Source organism: Pseudomonas sp. (genome assembly GCF_046581935.1).
Taxonomy (GTDB): Bacteria; Pseudomonadota; Gammaproteobacteria; order Pseudomonadales; family Pseudomonadaceae; genus Aquipseudomonas.
Map to the genome: position 1 here is coordinate 269,369 of NZ_JAYGFK010000016.1, position 7,736 is coordinate 277,104.

9 protein-coding genes are annotated in these 7,736 nt (G+C 56.2%); 1 reads left to right on the forward strand and 8 read right to left on the reverse strand.

Annotated features, from left to right (window positions below; genetic code table 11):
• Positions 1–38 precede the first annotated feature (38 nt).
• Positions 39–1,385 (reverse strand): MotA/TolQ/ExbB proton channel family protein, encoded by a 1,347-nt coding sequence (locus tag VCA57_RS15195; protein WP_411185899.1) that lies wholly within the window; start codon positions 1,383–1,385, stop codon positions 39–41.
• On the reverse strand, positions 1,382–2,152 hold the full coding sequence (locus tag VCA57_RS15200) for a DUF3450 domain-containing protein (protein ID WP_411185900.1): 771 nt from the start codon (positions 2,150–2,152) through the stop codon (positions 1,382–1,384). The genes VCA57_RS15195 and VCA57_RS15200 overlap by 4 nt, the downstream gene beginning before the upstream one ends.
• Before the next feature lie 238 nt (positions 2,153–2,390).
• Between VCA57_RS15200 and VCA57_RS15205 the strand changes: the two genes are divergently transcribed.
• A complete protein-coding gene (locus VCA57_RS15205; RefSeq protein ID WP_411185901.1) occupies positions 2,391–3,077 on the forward strand; it encodes an OmpW/AlkL family protein in 687 nt (228 codons plus the stop codon).
• A gap of 53 nt (positions 3,078–3,130) precedes the next feature.
• On the opposite strand, the gene VCA57_RS15210 is transcribed toward VCA57_RS15205, so the two are convergent.
• The 6 genes from VCA57_RS15210 to VCA57_RS15235 form a co-directional block, all read right to left on the reverse strand.
• Entirely contained in the window at positions 3,131–4,066 is a 936-nt protein-coding gene (locus tag VCA57_RS15210) for an NAD-dependent epimerase/dehydratase family protein (protein WP_411185902.1), read from the reverse strand.
• Positions 4,059–4,943 carry a sugar nucleotide-binding protein gene (locus VCA57_RS15215; RefSeq protein ID WP_411185904.1) on the reverse strand — a complete coding sequence of 295 codons (885 nt, stop codon included), beginning with the start codon at positions 4,941–4,943 and terminating at the stop codon, positions 4,059–4,061. The genes VCA57_RS15210 and VCA57_RS15215 overlap by 8 nt, the downstream gene beginning before the upstream one ends.
• Before the next feature lie 854 nt (positions 4,944–5,797).
• Entirely contained in the window at positions 5,798–5,983 is a 186-nt protein-coding gene (locus VCA57_RS15220; RefSeq protein WP_411185920.1) for a CopG family transcriptional regulator, read from the reverse strand.
• Between the two features lie 68 nt (positions 5,984–6,051).
• Positions 6,052–6,516: an antitoxin Xre/MbcA/ParS toxin-binding domain-containing protein gene (locus tag VCA57_RS15225; protein WP_411185905.1), complete on the reverse strand. Its 465-nt coding sequence runs from the start codon at positions 6,514–6,516 to the stop codon at positions 6,052–6,054.
• A 44-nt stretch (positions 6,517–6,560) separates the two neighbouring features.
• The gene (locus VCA57_RS15230; RefSeq protein ID WP_411185906.1) at positions 6,561–7,001 is read right to left on the reverse strand and encodes a hypothetical protein; all 441 of its coding nucleotides are present in this window, start codon (positions 6,999–7,001) and stop codon (positions 6,561–6,563) included.
• A 41-nt stretch (positions 7,002–7,042) separates the two neighbouring features.
• Complete coding sequence (locus VCA57_RS15235; RefSeq protein WP_411185907.1) at positions 7,043–7,561, reverse strand: DUF4870 domain-containing protein; 519 nt, start codon at positions 7,559–7,561, stop codon at positions 7,043–7,045.
• Positions 7,562–7,736: the final 175 nt, after the last annotated feature.

Genomic DNA, 7,736 nt, shown 5'->3' on the forward strand with positions numbered 1-7,736 from the left:
AGCTGCTGTCGACAAGGCGCAACCACAGCTCCAGCCAATTAGTCACGGCGCGGGGTTCCCGACAGATGCAGGGCAATCAACCCAGCACTTTGTTGCTCCAGCAATTGAATCAACCCCTTGCTACGGCTTGCCAGCAGGGTGTGCAGGAACAACAAAGGAATCGCCACAACCAGCCCCAGCACCGTAGTGACCAGCGCCTGCGAGATACCATCAGCCATCAGCCGTGAATCACCACCACCGCCCTGGGTAATGGCCTGGAAGGTGACGATCATGCCGGTCACGGTACCCAACAGACCGAGCAACGGAGCCACAGCGCTGAGCAACTTGAGCAAACCCTGGCCTTTTTCCAGCGGTGGAGTTTCCTGCAGGATCGCCTCATCAATCTTCAGCTCTAGCGTTTCCAGATCCGCCAACTGCGGTTTCGGCCCCAGCACGCCAATGATTCGACCCAGCGGGTTATCCGCACGCGGGGCGCTCAGATCATGCATCTGCGCATTCACACCACGGCCCACGCGCGTCAGATAAACCATGCGCCAAACAGCCAGAAGCAAACCGAAGGCACCGAGGACCAGAATCACCCCGCCCACCAGGCCGCCCTGCTGCACACGGTCCCACAAGCCAGGCTGACGCTGTAACTGCGCCAGCAACGTGCCGCGGCTCGGGTCAACCGGCAAATTGGAAACGGCAGTATTACTGCTCAGGTAATCCTCAACCTGACCTGCCCCAGAAGGCTGGCGCGGCGGCACCAGCAGCTCGCCAGCGTCGGCGTCATAACGCAGAAAGGCATCTGCGCCGTAAGCAGAAAACGCACCGACACGCAGTACATCTTGCGAGTTACGCGTGCCATCGGCAGCGACCACTGGCAATTGCAGTTGTTCGACGCGACCGCTGGCGGTCAGGTCTTCGAGCAACAGCATCCAGTAGCTGTCGAGGTCAGCAGCAGAAGGCAGTGTGCGGCTTTCTGCCAGCGCCTTGAGTCGCCCCAGACGCTCGGGATACTGAGCATTGAGCAGGCTGTCCTGCCACTGCCCTGCAACATCGCCGGCGCTCTGCCGCACCACGCCAAATAACTCACCAAGGTGGCCGACACGCTGGCTAAGGAGTTTTTCCTGCTCGGCTAGCAGACTTTCCTGACGGTCAAATTCAGCCTTCAGGCGCTCGGCCTCGGCCTTCTGCGTAGCCAGAGCGCTACGCGCGCTTGCCAGTAGCTGAGCTCGCTCACCGCGCTCGGCCACAAACGCCTGCTCACGACTCTGCATGGCGCTGACTTCAGCAGCACGCTCGCTGCGGATACGTTGCAACAGTTGATCAGGACTCAAGGGCTCGGCAGCACCGGCCAGAGCAGGCAACAAAGCCAGAGTGAACGCTAGAACACGACGATTCATTGCTTGGCCTCCAGCGCCAGGGTCTTCACAGGCAGGTCAAGCAAGGCCGGGGCCTGCTCCTGACGGGCAATCGCAATAGCTTGGTGCAGCGGGCGTCTGGCGCTGCCATCGAGGACATCCCAGCTGCGCGTTTGCGGGTTCCACCAGCCACTTTCATGGCCATCCAGGGTTTGGTAATACAGCATCACACGCCCCAGGCGCAGGAACTCAACACTCCGCGAACCACCTTCATTCGGTAACTCGCCACGCCAGGCTTCCAGGGTGCGACCGTAATCACTTTCCACCTGGTAGGCCTCAAGAATGCGCCGGTATTTCTCGGCCAGGCTGACATCCGCACGCGGCAGCAAGTCCTGCAATTGAGCCAGGCGATCACTGCGCTCATCCGGCAGGAAGGGCAGATCGGCCGCGATAAACTCGCCCAACACCTCGACCATACGACGCATCTGTGGCGTTACCGCCTCCTGAGTGCGCTCAATGCCATCGAGCTGCTGCTGATAACCGCTCAGCTCCTTGCGCTGCGCAGCCACCAGCTCACGCAGCTGGACGTTGTAACCCTGCAAGGCCTCAGCCTGCTGCAGGGCATTACGGTACTCAGTGAGCATTTCCCGGCTGGCATCATCGAGTTGTTCGACGCGAACCTGCGATGCCTTGGCATCGGCAGCCAGTTGCTGACTTTCATCCAGTGCAGCATCCAGAGGGGTTGCCGCGAGCGGCGCACTGGCCAGAACCAGAGCGACTGCCAGCAGGCGCTTCGGCAGAGGGGTCATGGGGCATTCCTTGTTAAGAGGATGTACTAAAGAGAACCATTATCAACTGCATTATGCATCTCAAGCAACCCCATATCGACTAACAACCGCCAGCTAGGCAGGCACCACCCATGCCAAGCGGTCCAGCAAGAGAATTTAGCTAGCTAACGACTTTATTGAGCTGGATCAACAGACGTTTTTTCCCGCGCCCTAACATCGTACCCAGCCAATACGAACCGATGCTTTATGGGAGCACATCATGCGTACATCTCTTTTTACTGCCTCACTGCTGGCCCTGGCTATTGCCGCCCCACTGGCACAAGCACACCAAGCCGGCGACATCATCGTGCGTGCCGGTGCAATCACCGTTGACCCGCATGAAAGCAGCAGCGATATCTGGGTAGGCGCGCTTAGCCAAGACGTTGCCGGCACCAAGGCAACGCTGGATAGCGATACCCAGCTGGGCCTGAACTTCGCTTATATGCTGACCAGCAACATCGGCATCGAGCTATTGGCCGCCACCCCGTTCAGCCATAACGTCGGCGTAAAAGGTATGCCCGGCGGCTTCTCTGGCCTGAATGGCAAACTGGGCGAGCTCAAACACCTGCCACCGACCCTGAGCGTGGTGTATTACCCACTGGATGGCAGCTCGGCATTCCAGCCCTATGTCGGCGCAGGTATCAACTACACATGGTTCTTCGACACCAAGTTGAGCAGCGGAGCAGAAGACAAAGGTTTTAGCGGCCTGGACATGAAGGACTCTTGGGGCCTGGCAGCGCAAGTGGGCATGGACTACATGTTGACTGACAACATCATGGTCAACGCCCAGCTGCGCTACATCGACATCGACACCACCGGCACCACCAGTTATGGCGGCAAAAAGGTCAAGGTCGATGTAGACGTAGACCCGCTCGTCTACATGGTCGGCATAGGCTACAAATTCTAAGCCTGAGCTCATAAAAAACCGGCCTGATGGCCGGTTTTTCGTTTAGCGGTGCCTCAAGACTGAGCCAATAGTCGACGCAAGCCCTCACGTATCGGCGTTGCGTTTGGCAGTTGGTAATTCGCCAGCAGACGCTGGTTGCTGGCCCGCGAATGGCGAATATCGCCCGCACGCGGAGCCTGGTAACTGACCACAGGCAAGCCGCCACACAACCCACCAATTTCGACCAACAGCTGATTCAGACTAACCGCCTGATTCCAGCCGATGTTCACCGCCCCCTCCACCACCTGCGGAGCCGTTAGCGCCTGGCTCAACAGCGCGAGCAAATCCTCAATATAGAAGAAGTCACGCGTCTGCTCGCCATCGCCAAACACGGTGATAGGCAGACCTTGCTGAGCGCGCTGCGTGAAGATGCTAATCACCCCAGAGTACGGTGATGATGGATCCTGACGCGGCCCGAAAATATTGAAGAAGCGGAAGATCGCAGGCTCAAGGCCATGCTGGCGACGATAGAAATCCAGATAATGCTCACTGGCCAGCTTGTCCGCCGCATAGGGCGTCAGCGGCGCTTTGGCCGTATCCTCATCAATCGCCAGCCCTTCGCCGTTGTTGCCATAAACCGCCGCACTGGAAGCAAACAGCACACGTTTGACACCATGCAAACGCATGGCCTCGCAGACATTCAGGGTCCCGACGAAATTACTCTGGTGCGTGCCCGCAGGATCATCCACCGAGGCCTGCACCGAAGCCACCGCGGCCAGGTGCGCCACCGCAGCGCAGCCGGCAACCGCGTGTGCCACCACGGCCGCATCCGCTACATCGCCCTGGGTAAACTGCAACCGTGAGTTATCCAGCGGCAGATTGGCTAACTTGCCCATCGACAGGTTATCCAGCACACGCACGCTGTATCCCTGTGCCAGCAACGCATCAACCAAGTGCGAGCCGATAAAGCCGGCACCACCGGTAACTAGAACAGGACGCAAATCAGACATGGCGGTAGTAACGATCCAATAGACTTGGCAGCCCCGAGCGCCAGGCTCGCGGCTTGATTCCAAAGGTATGCAGAATTTTCTTGCATGACAGCACCGCATATTGCGGCTCTTCAGCAGCGTCTGGCCGCGCGCTGTGCGCTTGCGGGGTTACCTCATCGACCAGATTGCTGCGGAAGTTGCGCGCCTCACTAAGCACGGCCTGCCCCAACGCCAGCGAAGTGGTCGCCTCGTGCCCGCCGTAGTGATACGTCCCCCACAGCGGTGCCTGGCAATCCAGCTGCTTGAGCACCGCAAGAATTACCCGCGCGGCATCGTCAACAGGTGTTGGACTGCCGCGCCGATCATCAGCCAACAGCAACGGCTCATCATGCGCCGCGCGCGTTAGAAAACGCCCAAGGCGGCCATTAGCGCTGTCATCCAGCAACCAACCAAAGCGCAGCAACACGTGGCGCGGACAGATAGCCCGCACGCGCTGCTCAAAGCGCCACAGCGCTTGGCCGCGTGAACCGAGCGGCTGCGGCTCTTCTTTCTCGCTGTAGGCCGTGGCACGCACACCGTCGAAAACGCGATAACTGGAAGGTTGCAACAAACGGATCTGGTGATACTGGCAGAGCTCAGCCAGACGTTCGACAGCACGCTCCTGGGCAGCAAAGTGCGCCTCGCTCACCACCTCGGCCTGAAACCAGTCGAAGTAGTAGGCAAGGTTGACCAAGGCATCAGGACGGGTGTCATCGAGCAACTGGGTCAGGCTGGCAGGATCCCAGCCCGACTCCGGCGGTTTCGGCGCGAGGAAACCAATATCCTCCTCGGCACCGAGGCGGATTAACGCCTGTCCCAGCGCATTACCGCCACCCAGCAGCATCAGCCGCATACGCATGATAGAAAGCTAACTCAGCTGATCAGAACGGTAGTTCACACAAGGAAGCCATTAAGAGCGACCTGGCAATATTTTTCTCAACAAAATCAATATTTTGCGGATATGTCACAATGGCCACCAATAAAAATGTAAAGAAAGAAGAGGGATATCATTCGAATAGGCTTGAAAAAGTAAACCTGCCTGAAACCGTGTAAAGAAGCGCTTTACACTCTCGCCGCAAACATTTGTCAAGAATACCACCCTGAATCGAACACAGGTACAGCGAAGACACCTGCGATGATCGATGCAATAGCGCGCCATACCTCCTCAAACCGAGCACCCTCAAGTCTCCGGCGCCGAGTATTCGGCGGCCACAACAAGCGGTTGCCTATGACGGCATAACCTGTTCGGCCCTTGGTGGCGTGGTTACTCGCGACCTTCTACGGTCTCGGCTGACTTTGCCTACCCCCGCCACGCCGCCTCATTCGCTTCCTGTTCGCCAGGCCACCACAGTGAACCGGGCAGTGCCCTTCACGGCGCCGCCCGCCATGCCTGATGCACCAAATAGAAAAGCCCGCCTGTTGTGGGCGGGCTTTCGAATGTCTCCAAGGGGAGGCTGGGTGCCAACGAATTCTCGGAGCAAGCGACTTGATGATATTCGAGTTCCTAAGGAGCTGCTAGTTGCTATAACCACAGGAATTGGCCGGACAATGGCCGTACGAAGCCACACTCAGAACAGCTCCGGGGCCGGCCCCTGTTGGGTACCAGCACAGTAGACGTACCTATATTTCCCTATGGTCAACACGCCCCCAAGGCCTAAACCTAATTTTCCAGGCAGTTCTGGTAGCAAATCGACGATGACGTCCCACTTCCATTCAGCAGGACATCGGCAGCGGGGCGTCGGTGGTCAGGCGGCAGACCCATGCTCGAACTGCTTGATGATCAATAACGTCACCAGCGACCACATCGGCTAGGGCCTCACTGGTCAGGCGGCTTCGCTCCTGCTCCTGATCATTCGGCTTTTCAAAAGCTTGCAACGCCACCCTCTCAAACTGGGCCATCAACACATACTTTACAGTCTTCTTTTTGCGCATATCACACCTCCGATGCTTGGTTCGCAGATTGAGGCTCAGTGGTAGACGCCGTGCTCGATGCGCATCATGAGATCAGCTACTAGTTCGTATCCGAATGGGTTCGAAAGCACCCGAACTGGTTTTTCCCCACCTAAACCGATTGCAGGCTCAAAAAACCAGCGGGATGCTGTACATCGGTCCCTAAAGATATCCTGTGCCTGCGTCAGTATCTGCGCAAAGCGCAGTGCACGGGCACCTTGATCAGGGTTAAGCAATTTGTTTGGATGCTTCAACCTCTGCCTAACAGTGTTTGGGGGCTCTCCCAAAACAGCTGCAACTATTTGATTCTTGCGGGACACGTCAGCGGATTTGGCCATACGGGCCAGGTCATTGAAAGTCAGGCACTCTACAAGCTTGTAGATTGAGAGGCTGTCAGAAATCGTCGCGCGCCCGTTGAGCAGGATCTCTAAGGGAGAGCCTGAAGCGGAGCAAGATCGCTGGGGCTGTGTCGAAAATGTCATATGGATGACTACCTCGAATAGTGATGCAACCGGTTAAGAGCCAATCACCGAAGGTGCTTAGCGGCAGAGAAAATGGGTAATGACGACGCTAGGTCGCAGCTGTTCAGTTGAGCGCAGGTTGTGTACACGCCTCCACCTTCGACTTGGAAAACATAGCCGAGAGGCTTGTGCTCTTTGTTTCTGGCAACGCTTAGCTCGATAAGAGGCTCCATCTGCCAGCGTCTGCTTCCATTTATATCGCTGGGCGTGACCACTAGCACTTGGCTCAACCATTTGCTGCCATTGAGTTCTGCAAGCACCTGCTCAAGCGCTGGAACGTTCGGGATCATGAGCATGCTAGCCACGCGGTCTTCTTTACAGGCTCTCACCAACTCCACATAGAACCATGGCCAGATGGTGGACTGCTCTACGTACTGCCAGTATTGAATGTGTGTGTCCCGTGCTGGCGGAATGAGCAATTCGGCACGCCTGTGCGTCAGGAGCATGATAATCACCACTGAAAATGAACACTATTGTTACAGCGTTATTAATTTTTAATCAAAAACTTCAGGCTAAATCGATATCTGTATTCACCATTGCGCTTAGCCTTAAATATGGCAATAAGTGTTTGAATCAACCAGCCAAAAAATGCAATAAGCAATAGCATAGTTAAGGCGAACTCGAAGACACCATCAATCTTATCTGTCAACGTGTTTCCGGCGATAAACAACGCAGCGAAAGTAGCCTGGAACTGCAAAGCCCTCTTGGCCTCATCGGCTGCCCTTTGATTGCTGCGGTTGGCTCCCCAATAGATAAGTTGAGCAATGCAACCCAATGGCGCTATTAAATTAAGAATCCCCAACGCATGAGGTACATACAGCCGATTGCGAGCTTCTACACTTGAGCTACCTAAAGTGTCCCGAGTAAAAATGCCCACCACCCAAAAACTCAAAACATGCGCAATGGTTACAGCGACAATAGAAGTCGCAAGATGATGCAGTAAATTGTCTCCGAAGGTATAGCCGAATGCTTTACCCGCTGCATGCACCTCAGTTATGGCACCCAAAATCAGCGCGCCTATAAAAGCGATCAGGTAAACGCCTAAGGATGCTCTGAAGTAGCCCTGTATTTCCGGTCGACTTCAGCCCTTGCTGATTTTTAAAACGGCAACTGACCAAAAAACGATCAGTATCTCGCATATTTCAGTGTTTTTAGCCGCTGCGAACGCTTCGCAGCGGCTA